13 protein-coding genes and 1 pseudogene are annotated in these 12,833 nt (G+C 70.3%); 3 read left to right on the top strand and 11 right to left on the bottom strand.

Features of this window, described 5'->3' with window-relative positions:
* The first annotated feature begins 124 nt into the window (after nucleotides 1–124).
* The gene (locus ACFWV8_RS17040; RefSeq protein ID WP_384202126.1) at nucleotides 125–718 is read left to right on the top strand and encodes an ABATE domain-containing protein; all 594 of its coding nucleotides are present in this window, start codon (nucleotides 125–127) and stop codon (nucleotides 716–718) included.
* A gap of 8 nt (nucleotides 719–726) precedes the next feature.
* On the opposite strand, the pseudogene ACFWV8_RS17045 reads toward ACFWV8_RS17040, so the two are convergent.
* Nucleotides 727–858, bottom strand: a pseudogene (locus tag ACFWV8_RS17045) (IS5/IS1182 family transposase); the annotation flags it as partial.
* A 535-nt stretch (nucleotides 859–1,393) separates the two neighbouring features.
* On the opposite strand from ACFWV8_RS17045, the gene ACFWV8_RS17050 reads away from it, so the two are divergent.
* Both ACFWV8_RS17050 and ACFWV8_RS17055 read left to right on the top strand, forming a co-directional pair.
* The gene (locus ACFWV8_RS17050; RefSeq protein ID WP_384202129.1) at nucleotides 1,394–2,602 is read left to right on the top strand and encodes a S8 family peptidase; all 1,209 of its coding nucleotides are present in this window, start codon (nucleotides 1,394–1,396) and stop codon (nucleotides 2,600–2,602) included.
* Nucleotides 2,603–2,844: 242 nt separating this feature from the next.
* Nucleotides 2,845–3,645, top strand: coding sequence for an NAD(P)H-dependent oxidoreductase (locus ACFWV8_RS17055; RefSeq protein WP_384202132.1), 801 nt, complete (start codon nucleotides 2,845–2,847; stop codon nucleotides 3,643–3,645).
* A gap of 43 nt (nucleotides 3,646–3,688) precedes the next feature.
* On the opposite strand, the gene ACFWV8_RS17060 is transcribed toward ACFWV8_RS17055, so the two are convergent.
* The 10 genes from ACFWV8_RS17060 to ACFWV8_RS17105 all read right to left on the bottom strand — a co-directional run bounded on the left by ACFWV8_RS17060 (nucleotide 3,689) and on the right by ACFWV8_RS17105 (nucleotide 12,832).
* Complete coding sequence (locus ACFWV8_RS17060; RefSeq protein ID WP_384202135.1) at nucleotides 3,689–4,447, bottom strand: carboxymuconolactone decarboxylase family protein; 759 nt, start codon at nucleotides 4,445–4,447, stop codon at nucleotides 3,689–3,691.
* The gene (locus tag ACFWV8_RS17065; protein WP_384202137.1) at nucleotides 4,444–5,424 is read right to left on the bottom strand and encodes an NAD(P)-dependent oxidoreductase; all 981 of its coding nucleotides are present in this window, start codon (nucleotides 5,422–5,424) and stop codon (nucleotides 4,444–4,446) included. Before ACFWV8_RS17065 ends, ACFWV8_RS17060 begins: the two co-directional genes overlap by 4 nt.
* The gene (locus tag ACFWV8_RS17070; RefSeq protein ID WP_384202139.1) at nucleotides 5,411–5,800 is read right to left on the bottom strand and encodes a carboxymuconolactone decarboxylase family protein; all 390 of its coding nucleotides are present in this window, start codon (nucleotides 5,798–5,800) and stop codon (nucleotides 5,411–5,413) included. Before ACFWV8_RS17070 ends, ACFWV8_RS17065 begins: the two co-directional genes overlap by 14 nt.
* The gene (locus ACFWV8_RS17075; protein WP_384202142.1) at nucleotides 5,797–6,207 is read right to left on the bottom strand and encodes a cupin domain-containing protein; all 411 of its coding nucleotides are present in this window, start codon (nucleotides 6,205–6,207) and stop codon (nucleotides 5,797–5,799) included. Before ACFWV8_RS17075 ends, ACFWV8_RS17070 begins: the two co-directional genes overlap by 4 nt.
* A complete protein-coding gene (locus ACFWV8_RS17080; RefSeq protein WP_384202145.1) occupies nucleotides 6,204–7,184 on the bottom strand; it encodes an NAD(P)-dependent oxidoreductase in 981 nt (326 codons plus the stop codon). Before ACFWV8_RS17080 ends, ACFWV8_RS17075 begins: the two co-directional genes overlap by 4 nt.
* Nucleotides 7,181–8,041 (bottom strand): SDR family NAD(P)-dependent oxidoreductase, encoded by an 861-nt coding sequence (locus ACFWV8_RS17085; RefSeq protein ID WP_384202148.1) that lies wholly within the window; start codon nucleotides 8,039–8,041, stop codon nucleotides 7,181–7,183. Before ACFWV8_RS17085 ends, ACFWV8_RS17080 begins: the two co-directional genes overlap by 4 nt.
* Nucleotides 8,042–8,120: 79 nt before the next feature.
* Nucleotides 8,121–8,939: an N-acyl homoserine lactonase family protein gene (locus ACFWV8_RS17090; protein WP_384202151.1), complete on the bottom strand. Its 819-nt coding sequence runs from the start codon at nucleotides 8,937–8,939 to the stop codon at nucleotides 8,121–8,123.
* Nucleotides 8,936–9,877: a DUF6282 family protein gene (locus tag ACFWV8_RS17095; RefSeq protein ID WP_384202154.1), complete on the bottom strand. Its 942-nt coding sequence runs from the start codon at nucleotides 9,875–9,877 to the stop codon at nucleotides 8,936–8,938. The genes ACFWV8_RS17090 and ACFWV8_RS17095 overlap by 4 nt, the downstream gene beginning before the upstream one ends.
* A gap of 40 nt (nucleotides 9,878–9,917) precedes the next feature.
* A complete protein-coding gene (locus ACFWV8_RS17100; RefSeq protein ID WP_384202157.1) occupies nucleotides 9,918–11,123 on the bottom strand; it encodes an ABC transporter ATP-binding protein in 1,206 nt (401 codons plus the stop codon).
* A complete protein-coding gene (locus ACFWV8_RS17105) occupies nucleotides 11,120–12,832 on the bottom strand; it encodes an ABC transporter permease subunit (protein WP_384202160.1) in 1,713 nt (570 codons plus the stop codon). Before ACFWV8_RS17105 ends, ACFWV8_RS17100 begins: the two co-directional genes overlap by 4 nt.
* Between the last annotated feature and the right edge of the window lies 1 nt (nucleotide 12,833).

Raw genomic sequence — 12,833 nt, forward strand, 5'->3', positions numbered from 1 at the left:
GTAACACCTTTGCTCATGACGTCTGCGGTCGCGATCCTGCGATGGTGATATGCGTAATCACTTAGAGCATGATGATCGGGATGATGAGGGCGTACGATAGATTCCAGGACGGAGGTGGGGCGGCATGGAGCAGGCACACGCGGACGTGTGCGGCGGGAACGTGTGCCGCAGCTCGGATCTGCTGCTGGCGTTCGTCAATTCAGGCCCTCACGGCAGTGGTCAGGCAGAGCTGCTGGGGGACACCGAGGCGCTGGCTGCGTGGATGACCGGTGCGGGGCTGATGGGGGACTCCGAGGCGATCACGGGCGCGGACGCCGTCGCCGGCCGGGAGCTGCGCGACGCGCTCGCCACCGTCTTCCGCGCCCACTCGGACTGCCCGGACGGGGCCATGCTTCTGTCCGACGCCGAGGAGTACCTCCGGCGGACGGCGGAGCGTTACCCGCTCACCCTGCGGATCACCGCGGAGGGCTGCGACCTCGCGCCGTCCCAGACCGGAATCCTCGGCGCCTTCGGCGCCCTGTTCGCCGCGGCGGCCGATCTGGCCTCGCGAGGCATCTGGGCCCGGATGAAGGTGTGCAAGAACCCCACCTGCCACTCGGGCTTCTTCGACAAGACCCGCAACTCCTCGGGCCTGTACTGCGGTTCGGCGTGCAGCTCACAGGCCGCCCAACGCGCCTACCGCAGCCGCCTGAAGAGCGAAAAGGGTTTGCAACGATGAGCCGTGGCAGGCCAGTTGGAACGAGTGCGGTCGGCGCCTTCGCTCCGCGGCTGTTTCACCAACTTGCCGAAGGCACGCGGGCTCGGCCCGGTGAACGGGGCTGTCCAGGACGGCTCTGACGCCGTGATCACACCAGCCACGGCAAGATCTGCCACTGTCGGCCTGCCTGCCGGGGCCTGCCCGCACCACGGAAATCAGGCGACCGGGCCCGGCACTTCGTCCACGATGACCTCATGAATCAAGACCTGGTGACGTTCCTTCACGCACGGCTGGATGAGGAGGCCGATCTGGCCCCGGCGCTGCGATGGTGACAGCTGTGGGGAGTGGACCGCTCACGGGCACACGGCCCTGACTACCCCCGACGCCTCTAAGACGGATCTACGGGACAGACCTTGACCGTCGCAAGCAGTCCTCAGCGGGCACCCATCGGCGAACTCCGCCGTCCGCGCTCCCGGTTCGCCGATCTCGAAGATCGCGCGACGGGCGCGTTGCCCCTGTGTGACAGGGGATTGACGGAGTGTCAAATCTGTGTCGCGGTCATGACATCATCCAGGAACGCTTGTTCCGCCCGGACGCCCGAGGTCATCGTCGTGGTGCGGCCTACGACCCCGTACGCCGTACCCACCCCCGGCGCGTGACCATCAAGCGCGCCACCGTCCGAGGAGGACCCTCTCGATGGCAGCAGTACGCGACAAGCGGCGGGCCGCCGTGGCGATCACCACCGCGGCGACCCTGGCGGCGGTAATCGGCGCGGGCCTGGCCGCACCCGCCCAGGCCGCCCCGGCGGAAGGCAGGATCCTGCACGCCGGTGCGGCCGAGGCAGTGCCCGGAAGCTACATCGTCACCCTGAAGCAGACGGCCGGACTCAAGGCGTCAACAGCCCAGGGCAAGAAGCTGATAGCGGGTTACGGGGGCCAGATCAAGCGCACCTACACGTCGGCGCTCAACGGCTACGCCGCCACCCTCAGCAGCGACGAGGCCAAGCGGCTCGCCGCGGACCCCGCGGTCGCGACCGTCGAGCAGGACCAGAAGGTCCACTCGACCGCCACCCAGACCAACGCGCCCTGGGGTCTGGACCGGATCGACCAGCCGAACCTGCCGCTGAACGGCACGTACAACTACCCGGACTCGGCGGGCGGCGGCACGACCGTCTACGTTCTCGACACCGGCGTGCGCATCACCCACCAGGAGATCAGCGGCCGGGCCTCGTACGGCTGGGACTTCGTCGACAACGACGCCACCGCCCAGGACGGTGCGGGCCACGGCACCCACGTCGCCACGACCGTCGCCGGCACCACCTACGGCGCGGCCAAGAAGGCGAAGATCGTCGCCGTGCGTGTCCTCGGCAACAACGGCTCCGGTACGACCGCCGGAGTCATCGCCGGTGTCGACTGGATCACCGCCAACCACGTCGCCTCCTCCGTCGCCAACGTCTCGCTCGGCGGCGGGCCCAGCACCTCGCTGGACGACGCGGTGCGCAGATCCATCGCGTCCGGCGTCACGTACTCCATCGCGGCCGGCAATTCCGGCGCGCTCGCGTCCAACTACTCGCCCGCCCGGGTGTCGACCGCGATCACCGTCGGCGCCACCACCAGGACGGACGCGCGGGCCACGTACTCCAACTACGGCCCCACGGTGGACATCTTCGCGCCCGGCTCCAGCATCACGGCGGGCTGGAACACCTCGGACAGTGCCACCTACACCGGTGACGGCACCTCCTTCGCCGCGCCGCACGTGTCGGGCGCCGCCGCGGTCTATCTGACCAACCACCCGGGCGCGTCCCCGGCGGCCGTCGCCACGGCGCTGGTCAACGGCGCGACGTCCAACGTCATCACGGGCGTAGGGACCGGGTCCCCGAACAAGCTGCTCAAGCTCGTCCCGTAACGACAACCGCCGCACGCCGCACGACGACCGGGGATCCGGGTGTGGGACAGAACGTCTCCCACGCCCGGGTCCCCGGCCCGCGTGAGGCGCTCACACCGGTGCGGTCCGCACGGACAAGTCTCCGGGTGGCCCACCCTAATATACTAATGGTAGGTTACTGTTGGTAGATAAAGGCGAGAGGGCAGGATGCGCGACCTCGCCGTCACCACCGACGAACGACACGACACGAAGAAGGAAGCGTCATGACGATCGCACATCCGCCGAAGCCGGGCTCCGCCCTGTGGGTGTACGCGCACCCCCGTGGAGGCTCACTGAACGACCGCCTCTTCCGGGAGGGAACCCAGGCACTGTCCGCGCGGTACGAGGTGATGACGTCCGACCTGCACGCCCAGGGTTTCGATCCCGTACTCAGCGGCCGTGACCTCGGAGAGTTCGCCGACAAGCCGGGGAACATGGCCGAGCAGGCGGGCGAGGCGTACGCGCGTGGGCAGTTGCCTGCCGAGGTGCGCGAGGAACAGGCCAAGCTCGCGGCGGCGGAGCTGCTGATCGTGCAGTTCCCCCTGTGGTGGTACGGGCCTCCGGCGATCCTGAAAGGCTGGCTCGACCGGGTGCTCACGGCTGGGTTCGCCTACGGCGACCTCGATGCCGAGAACGGGTTGCCCCTCCGCTACGGCGACGGCGGCCTCGTTGGACGCAGGGCGCTCATCGTCGTGACCGCGGGCGAGGACGCACGCTCCATCGGCCCGCGCGGCATCAGTGGCGACCTCGACTCCCTGCTCTTCCCCCTCACCCACGGCACTCTCTGGTACGTGGGCATCGAAACGCTCGACCTGCACGTGATCCACGACGCCGACACCCTGGACGCCGCCGGCGTCGACCGCGAGGCCCAGCGCCTGCGGGACAGGCTCGGGACCGTCGAAGCCGAGCCGGCCCGGCGGTTCCGGCGCCTGCGCGACGGCGACTACCACGGCACCCGCGCACTGCACGAGGCGCTTCTTCCCGGCCGCACCGACCTCGGCATCCACCTGGCACACGACGGATGACCCTGCCGCGCAAGTGACGCACACCGCCGGCCGGCCCCGTTGTTCACTCGTGGGCGGCGCGCAGTTCCTCCTCCACGATGGGCGCGGCCACGGTCGCGGTGTGGATGCCGATCACGCTCGCGATCTCCAGCACCTCCATGATTTCCCCGGTGGTCGCACCGTGCCGTACGGCGTTGCGCAGATGGAGCTTCAGCCCGGGGGCGTACAGATGGGTGGCGGAGGCGTCGAAGGCGACGTAGATCAGCTCCTTCACCTTCGGTTCCAGTACTCCCTTGTCCCACGGGACGGAGGAGAATCCCAGGTACGCCTCGAACAGTTCGGGGTCCACCTCCAGCAGGCCGTCCCAGAACTCGTGCCAATAGCCGCGCCGTTCGGTGAAGTCATCGCGGAGCCGGCGGCGCCGTTCGTCCAACGGCGCCGGCCCGGTGCGCAGTCCCTCCTCGGTGAGGACCTCCAGCAGCAGCGGGACACCGATGTTGGTGGCGTGGATACCGAGCGTGCTGGTCAGCTCCAGCACCTCGACGAGTTCCTCGGCGGTCGCGCCGTGGGCGATGGCGGCCCGCACGTGCTGGCGGATGCCGGGCTCGTAGAGGTGGGTGGCAGCGGCGTCCACCGCGATGTAGATGAACTCCTTGACCTTCGGCGGGAGATGGTCGCTGCGCCAGGGGACGGCGGAAAACCGCAGATAGGCTTCGAGGAAATCGGGATCGAGCCGCAGAATGCTCTCCCAGGCCGGGCCCCAGGTCCCACGTATCCTGCGGAAATCGTCCTTGACCTGCTGCTGGCGAGTGGTGAGCGTCATGAAGGGCCGCCTTCCGTCGATACGTTCGCGGGTCGTCGTAGTTCATCCGCCTCGGCGTTGTCGTGAGCCTCCTGCTCGGCGCTCTCCCGCGACTCCTCCAGCCAGCGCACGATCTCGGTGTGGTCGGCGTCGATGGGCAGTCGGCCGGCGGCGCGTTCCCACAGGGCCACGGCGGCTTCGCCGAGGACGGACGGGGTGCCGGTGGCCGCGGCGAGACCGGTGGCCGTGCGCATGTCCTTGAGCATCAGCCGCAGCGCGAAGCCCGAGTCGAAGCCGCGGCCGAGGACGAACCGCGGCCATTTGACCTCGGTGGAGCCGCTGCGCCCGCTGGAGCCGTTCACCGCCTCCAGCATGGTCGCGGGGTCCAGTCCGAAGGCCGCGCCGGTCAGCAGCGCTTCGGAAGTGATCAGCAAATGGGTCGCGGACATCAGGTTGTTGAGGGATTTGAGCGCGTGCCCCGCGCCGGCCGGACCGACGTGCGTCACCTTGGAACCGAGCACGTCGAGCAGTGGCCCGGCCTGCGCCAGTTGCTCCTCGGTGCCGCCCGCCATGATGGTGAGCGTGCCCTGCCGGGCGCCGAGGACCCCGCCGGAGACCGGGGCGTCCATCAGGCTCACCCCGTGTCCGGTGGCCGACGCGGCCAGTTCCCGGGTCCGGGCCGGTTCGGACGAGCCCATGTCGATGACGAGAGTGCCTGGCTCCAGCCGGCTGATCAGGCCGTCGCCGAGCAGGGCGCGGTCCACGGCGGTGGAGTCGGGCAGCATCAGTACGACGGTATCGGCGCCCCGTACCGCCTGCTCGGCGCTGTCCACCACCTCGACACCGTGCTTACCGTCGGCGAGCCGGGCGCGGGTGCCGGGGGCGGTGTCGTATCCGCGCACCTGGTGACCGGCGGCGGCGAGGCGGCCGGCCATCGGGGCGCCCATGCTTCCCAGACCGAGGAAACCGATCACCGCCGCGGGCTCAGGGCCGGTCACGGAGTTCCTCCAGGACGCTGTCGGCGACGCGGAACGCTTCCAGCCCGGCAGGGGCACCGCAGTAGATGACGGTGTGCAGCAGGCTTTCGCGGATCTCGGTCTCCGTGCAGCCGTTGGTCACGGCACCGCGCACATGCGCGGCGAGTTCGTGATTACGGTTGAGTGCGGCCAGGATGACCAGGTTGAGCATGCTGCGGGTCTTGCGGTCCAGCCCTTCGCGGCTCCAGAGCCCGCCCCAGCAGAACTCGGTGACCATCTCCTGTACCGGCAGGGTGAATTCGCCGGCCGCGGCCATCGAGCGTTCGACGTGGGCGGCGCCCATCACCTCTCTTCGTATGCGCAGGCCCTCTTCGTACCGCTGGTTGTGCTGACTCATCGGGTGCTCTCCTTCGGTGTCCGCCCGCCGGGGCCGTACAAGGTGTCGGTGACCGGGGCCAGCCACTCGGTGGTGCCCAGCGAGATCGCGAGATGCAGCAGAAAGCTGTCGGGCCCGGCGCCGTGCCAGTGGGTCTCACCGGGCGGTATCCAGACGGTGTCGCCCGTCTCCAGCGGCCGGGGCTCGTCGTCCGTCGTGCCGATCCAGCCGTGGCCCGCGGTGATGTGGAGGATCTGACCGCGCTCGTGCCGGTGCCAGTGCGTGCGTGAACGGGGCGCTAAGAAGACCTGGTTGATGGTGGTCCCGTCGGTCGTGGGCAGCACGGGGTCGGTCCAGACCGTGCCGTCGAAGGTGCTTTCGCGCCGTTCGGACGGGGCGCCGGTCACCCGGCCGCTGACGATGATCATGCGGTCTCCTCCGCGTCCGTACCGATGCCGGTCACCGCGCCTGAGCCTGCGCCCGTGTCCGCGCCCCTGTCCGTGTCGTACAGCCGTACGCCGCCGGCCAGGTCGCCGATGGCGTCGGTCACCCGGTTGCTGATCCGTTGTCCGTAGCCGAGTCCGGCGGCCAGACCGAACGAGGCCAGTGGGCCTGACGCGTTGAGCGTGGGGACGCCGAGCTGCCGCAGATGTTCGACGTAGAGCACGACGTCCTTCATCATCAGGTCGCTGGTGAGGCCGCCTTCGAGGTAGTCGTCGCGGATGATGTGCGGAAAGCGGTTCAGGGTCGCGAAGTTGACACCGCTGCCCGCGTTCAGGACGTCGAGCAGCTTCGCCAGGTCCAGTCCGGCCTTGCGCCCGGCGACCATGACCTCGGCGGTGGCGGCGAGCGCGGAGGCGTTGAGGAAGTTGTTCAGCAGCTTCGCCGAGTGTCCGGAGCCGGGCGTCCCCATGGAGAACACCTGGGACGCGAACAGACCGAAGAGCCAGGCCAGTTCGTCCAGCAGCCGCTGGGGCCCGCCGGCCGTCACGGTGAGGGTGCCGCGCTCCGCGGCGGCGGCGCCGCCCGAGACTCCCGCGTCGAGATAGGTGACACCGCGTTCGGCGAGTGCCCGGTGCAGACGGATGGTGGAGGCGGGCGCGGCCGTGCTGAGATCGACCACGATCTGCCCCGGTCTGCCGTGGGCGAGGATGCCGTCGGCGCCCTCGACCACCGCCTCCACGACGGTGGAGTCCGGCAGGGACAGCAGCAGTACGTCGGCGCGGCGCGTCACGTCCGCCACCGAGGCCACCGGTGTCGCGCCGGCCGCCGCGGCCCGTGCGGGATCGCGGTCATGGCCCAGAACCACCTCGCCGCCGTCGGTGATGCGCCGGGCGATCCGGCCGCCCATGTTGCCCAGTCCGATGAAACCGACCACCCGCCCGGCCGGTTCGGCCCCCGTCATCGCGGGACCGCCGGGGTCCAGGCGCCGGCTCCGCCGGAGGGGCGCACCGTGTTGACCACGCCGGCCCCGCCGTCCGCCGACACCGTGGTGCCCGTCACGAAGGCGGCCTCGTCGCCGAGCAGGAACGCCACCACCGCCGCGATCTCTTCCGGGGTGCCGACCCGGCGCATCGGGGTGGTGCGGGCGCGCCGTTCCATGTCGCCGCCCGCTCCCGGACCGGAGGCCGCGGCGAACAGGCCGGACGGTACGAGTCCCGGCGCGACGGAGTTGACGCGGACACCCCGCGGGGCGCCGTAGACGGCGCCGCCCTCCACCAGCCCCCGGACGCCGTACTTCGACGCCTGGTACGGCAGGAGGTCGTCGCTGCCGCGCAGCCCGGCGATGGAACCGGTGATGACGACGGAACCGCCCGTGCCCTGTTCCCGGTAGCGCCGGAACGCGGCACGCAGGCCCAGGAAGGGGCCGCGCAGATTCACGGCGATCACCTGGTCGAAGTCGTCTGCGGACAGATCCGGCAGTGGTTCGAGGGAGCCGACGACACCGGCGTTCAGGTGGTGCAGGTCGATACCGCCGAACCGCTCGACGGCGGTCCTGACGTAGCGTTCCACCCCCGCTTCCTCGGAGACGTCGGCGGTCACCGCCACTGCCTCGCCCGGCAGTTCCCGGGCGACCTTCTCGGCGCCGGCGGCGTCGCGGTCCACCACGACGACGCGGGCGCCGTCGTGGGACAGCCGCCGGGCACTCGCGGCACCGATGCCGCTGCCGCCGCCGGTCACGACCGCGACCTTTCCGCTCAGCGGGCCTGGCGGCGCCGCTCCGGCCCGCGGGGGGCCGCCTTCCGGTGGGCTGGAGAGCATGACAGTGCCTGCCTTTCTGATGAGTTGGGAGAGAGCCGCCGTGTGCCGCCGCGGTGATGTGGACGAGCGGGGGCGCCGGTCAGGCGATGCGGTACGCGAGACCTTCCGCGCCGCGTACGGCGATGAACCGCCTGGCGACCTCGGGGTCATGGCCGGGAACGAGGACCTTGCCCGGTCCCGAGGAGAGTTCCGCGAGCAGATCGAAGCCGCGGTACATGGCGGGCAGGTCCGCGACGAAGGCGAACGGCCGGTCCCGCTCCAGTTCTTCGTAGTAGTGGAGGGAGTCCGACGCGAGAACGGCCTGGCCTCCGGGAGTGTCGACCAGGACCACCGACTGGCCCGGTGTGTGCCCGCCGACGACCAGCACCTCGATCCCCGGAGCGACGGTCGCGCGGTGGTCCACCAGGGTGGTACGGCCCTGCCGGTGGATCTCCGCCAGATGCGCCGTCTCCTCGGGTTCGGCGGAGTGCGCGAACTGGGCACGCCGCGCGTACGGGCCGGTCCAGAAGTCGAACTCCGCCCGCGCGATGACGACTTCCGACTTGTCGAAGGCCGAGAGATTGCCGATGTGGTCGTAGTGCGCGTGGGTGATGACGACCAGCGGGCCCTGCTCTGGCCGGACGCCGAACCGGCGCAGCGCCTCGACGGGGGAAGCCAGTGCGGTGCGCAGACGTCGCGCTCCGGCCGCCGGGCCGAATCCGGTGTCGATGACGACGGTGCGGTGGCGGTTGCGTGCCACCCAGACGTAGTAGTCCATGTCCAGCGGGCTGTCGGGCTCGCCGTAGACGGCGTGGTTGAGGTAGATCTCCGCGCGGGAGCCGGTTCTGGTTCCGTAGCGCAGAGCCAGTACCTCGTAGACCGAATCGGCCGAAGTCCGCGCTGTCGGGGGGCCGTTCACGGGAACAGCGGCCCGGCCGCGTTGCCGCCCGTCATCCGGACGATGTCGGCTTCGGGCACGCCCGCGTCGAGGAGGGCGCGGACCGCCCGGCGGTAGAGAGTGACGGGCAGGGGGTTCACCTTCTGGCCGGAGTCGGACGACAGCACGGTCTGCTCCGGGCCCGCGGCCCGGATGAAGGCGAGCAGTTCGCCGAGGTCGCGGCGGCGTTCCGGGCGCCCGAAGTACATCACCGCGCAGTGTTCGATGAAGACGCCCCGGCGTGCCCACTCCGCGGCCTGTTCGACGGGGGCTCCGACCACGAAGCAGGGGTGGTTGACCACGATGCGCCGTACTCCCGCCTGTTGGGCGGCGTCGATGAGTATGTGCGCCTCGTCGACGCCGAGGTGACCGCACGTCAGCACGGCGTCCTCACCGGCGATGACATCGAGGATGTCGCGCACCTCGGGGAGTACGGTGCCCTCGCCGTCCGTGATCCGGATGACCTCGTTGGGCCGCAACTCGACCTCGCTGGTGGGAAAGCCGGTGTCGTGCTCACGGTGGTGGTCGATATGAGCGGCCGAGGAGAGCGTGGGAAACCACACCATCCGTCCGCCCATCCGCAGCGCCAGCTCCACGGCGTAGGGGTTGAGACCGCCCACGGTGCGGTTCAGCGCGATGCCGCCGAAGACCTGGACACCGAGACCGGCGAGTCCCTCGGGCCGCAGGGCCAGGATGTCGGTGACCATGCTGTGGTGATGGGACTTGGCGACGATGGCCCGGAAGCCGAGGGAGTCAGCGTCGCGGGCGGCGTCGAGAATGGTCATGCGCCGGGGGAAAGGGCTGGGGCCCGGGTGCTGGTGCAGGTCGACGGCGCCGCGCAGCAGCGCGTCCGCCTCGTCGTCGGGTGTCAGCCGGTCGCCGTCGAGCCCGGGGCCCAGCAGATCGTTCGGTGTGCTCATGGGAACTCCTTGGTGCTCGTGGGAACTCCTTGGGTAAAGCTCAGGGCCTGACGAGGACCTGGTCCTCCGGCCGCCAGTGGGCGATGACGGTGTCGCCCGCCCGGACCTCGGGTGTGGCGCCCGCCGGCCGCACGGCGCAGCCGGATGTCCCGTCGCCGTAGGTCAGCTCGACGCGTTCGTAAGTGCCGTAGAACGACACGTCGGCGACGTGCGCCTCCGCGGTGTTGCGGCCGGTCGGGACGTCATCGGGTTTGGGGGTGACTCCCAGGAGTTCGGGCCGGACGACGAGTTGGAGAGAGGCCGCGGGCGCGGCGGGCGGGTCCGGGGCCCGCCAGTTCTGGTCCTGCCACCGGTAGACGCCGGCTTCGTAGGTCCCGGCGAAGAGATTGGACTCGCCGAGGAACTGCGCGACGAAGTGCGTTCCCGGCTCCCGGTAGAGGGCGGCAGGGGTACCGACCCGTTCCAGGCGTCCCTCGTGGAAGACCGCGATGCGGTCCGACAGCGTCATCGCCTCGTCCTGGTCGTGCGTGACGAAGACGAAGGTGAGCCGCAGTTCGTCGTGCAGGCGCTTGATCTCGCGCTGGAGCGACTGGCGCAGTTTGCGGTCCAGCGCGCTGAGCGGTTCGTCGAGCAGCAGGACACTGGGGGAGAACACCACGGCACGGGCGAGCGCGACGCGCTGCTGCTGTCCTCCGGACAGTCTGTCCGGGCGGCGGGTCTCCAGACCGCCCAGGTCGGTGAGTTCGATGACCTCGGCCACCCGCCGGGCCGTCTCCTCCTTGCCCACCTTGCGTTCGCGCAGCGGGAAGGCGATGTTCTGAGCGACCGTCAGATGTGGGAAGAGGGCGTAGTTCTGGAAGACCATGCCGAAGTTCCGCCGGTGCGGGGGGAGCGCCGACACGTCGCGGCCGTTGAGCAGGATGCTGCCTTCGGTCGGTCTGGTGAAGCCGGCGATCATGTTGAGGGTGGTGGTCTTGCCCGAACCGCTCGGTCCCAGCAGGGTGATGAACTCGCCCGGGGCGATGTCGAGGCTGACGTCGTCCACGGCGTTGCCGCCGGAGCCGTACTGCTTGGTCAGCCCGACGAGTTCGATCCGGCCGCCCGCGGTGGAGAGGCCCGGCTCGGGGGTACCGGGCTCGGGTGTACGGGGCTCGGCTGCACCGGGCGCGAGGGTAGCGGCGGCGGGCTCGCCGCCGCCCGGCTCGTACGGAGCCTTGGCTGTCTTGCCGAAATCGGGGAACTTCACCGTTTGCCCGCCTTTCCGCGGCGTACGCCCGCTATCTGGGCGAGCAGGATCGGGATGCTGACCAGGAGGACCATCACGGTGGAGGCGGCCGAGATGGTGGGGTCGATCTGGATGGTCACGCTGTTGAACATCTGGACCGGGAGGGTGAAGGCGCCGGGAGCCTGGAGGAACAGGGCGACGACGACCTCGTCCAGTGAGGTGACGAACGCCAGCACCGCGCCGGACAGGATGCCCGGCAGCGCCAGCGGGAGAGTGATCCGGCGGAACACCGAGAAGGGTCCGGCGCCCAGGCTCGCCCCGGCGCTGCGCAGCCGTGGGTCCATACCCTGCAGCCGGGCGGTGACGGCGATGACGACATAGGGGAGTGCCATGGCGGTGTGCGCGAGCATGATGCCGGCGAGGGTGCCGTTGAGGCCCAGCCGCAGGAAGGCGGCGAAGACCACGAGGGCGACGAGGATGTTGGGCACGATCAGCGGGGAGAGCAGCAGTGCGGTGAGCGCGCCCCGGACGCGCGGGCCGAGCCGGGCGAGGCCCAGTGCCGCCGCCGTGCCGAGCGTGGTGGCCGCGACGGTGGTGACCAGCGCGACCTGGAGCGAGTTGACGATCGCTTCGGTCCAGGCGGGCGAGGTGGCGAGGTTCTCGTACCAGCGCAGCGACCAGCCGTCGGGCGGGAAGCGGAACGTGGTGCCCGAGGAGAAGCTCATCGGGATCACCACCAGGGTGGGCGTCGCCAGGACGACGGCCGCCAGCCCTGTGTAGATCTTGAGCCAGGGCCGCATTCCGGTCCCGCGTCCGTCGGCAGGCCGGCCCGCACCGGCCACGCCGTGCCCGGCGAGTGACGCCTGGTTGCCGGTGAGCCGGCGGGCGAGGCCGAGGACGACGAGGGTGACGACGAGGACGAAGATCCCCATCGCGCCGGCGCCGCCGAAGTCGAGTTGGTCCCGGGTCCGCACATTGATGATCTGCGCGATCATGGCGTTCTGCGGCGAGCCGAGCAGCGCCGGTGTGACGTAGAAGCCGAGGGCGAGTACGAAGACCAGGGAGGTGCCCGCGACCACCCCGGGCATGGACAGCGGCAGATAGATCTTCCGGAAGGCCCGTGCGCGACTGGCGCCCAGGCTCTGGCCGGCGTCCAGCAGCCGCCGGTCGATGTGCTGCATCGCGCTGTACATCGGAAGCACCAGGAAGGGCAGCATCACCTGGGTCATGGACACCGCCACGCCTGTGGTGCTGCCCAGCAGGGTGACGTCGCCGAGACCGAAGGGCCGCAGCAGACGCTGCACCACGCCACCGTCCTGCATCAGCACCAGCCAGGCGTAGTTACGGGCCAGCATGCTCGTCCAGAACGGGACGAGGACCAGCGTCACCATGAGCGCCCGCGCGGCGGGGCCGACCAGCGTCATGGCGTAGGCGTAGGGGTAGGCGATGACGAGTCCGACGACCGCCACCACCAGCGCCACCAGCAGGGTCCGCCCGAGCACGCCCAGGGTGTAGCCGTCGGTGAAGAGCCTGGCGTAGTTGCCGAGTCCGGTGTCGGGCTCGGTGACGCTCTGGAACGCGACGTTCAGCAGCGGCAGTACGAACAGCAGCGTCAGGGCGATGAGCGCGGGCAGCAGGAGCAGCAGCCCGGAGGCGCGTTCCCGCCCGGGGGTCCCCCGCGCGAGACGCCGCGTGGGCGGGGCCGGGCGCGGGGTGACTCGGGTCGTCATG

The organism is Streptomyces sp. NPDC058665 (assembly GCF_042714995.1).
Classification (GTDB): domain Bacteria; phylum Actinomycetota; class Actinomycetes; order Streptomycetales; family Streptomycetaceae; genus Streptomyces.